Source organism: Herbaspirillum sp. WGmk3 (assembly GCF_023952535.1).
In the GTDB taxonomy this organism is placed as follows: domain Bacteria; phylum Pseudomonadota; class Gammaproteobacteria; order Burkholderiales; family Burkholderiaceae_D; genus Herbaspirillum; species Herbaspirillum huttiense.
Map to the genome: position 1 here is coordinate 1 of NZ_JAKYWT010000044.1, position 290 is coordinate 290.

1 pseudogene is annotated in these 290 nt (G+C 55.9%); it reads right to left on the minus strand.

From position 1 onward, the window contains the following. Positions 1-290: pseudogene (lom, locus tag MKD49_RS25870) on the minus strand (outer membrane beta-barrel protein Lom); the annotation flags it as partial.

Sequence of the window (290 nt, forward strand, 5' to 3'; positions counted from 1 at the left end):
TTCGTCCCTGGCAGTGGTCGTCTCTTTCATATACCCGGGAGTGATTTCCGTCTTACGGTAATCCATTGTACTGCCGGACCACCGACTGTGAGCCACTCCGGCCATGGCGTACGCACTGACCTGCTTACTGATTTGTAAAACCGGTCCGGCCATCACGCTCACATAACGTCCACGCAGGCTCTCATAGTGAAACGTATCCTCCCCGGTCATCACTGTGCTGCTCTTTTTCGACGCGGCGAACCCCAGGGAAGCCATCACCCCCACACTGTCCGTCAGCTCATAACGGTACT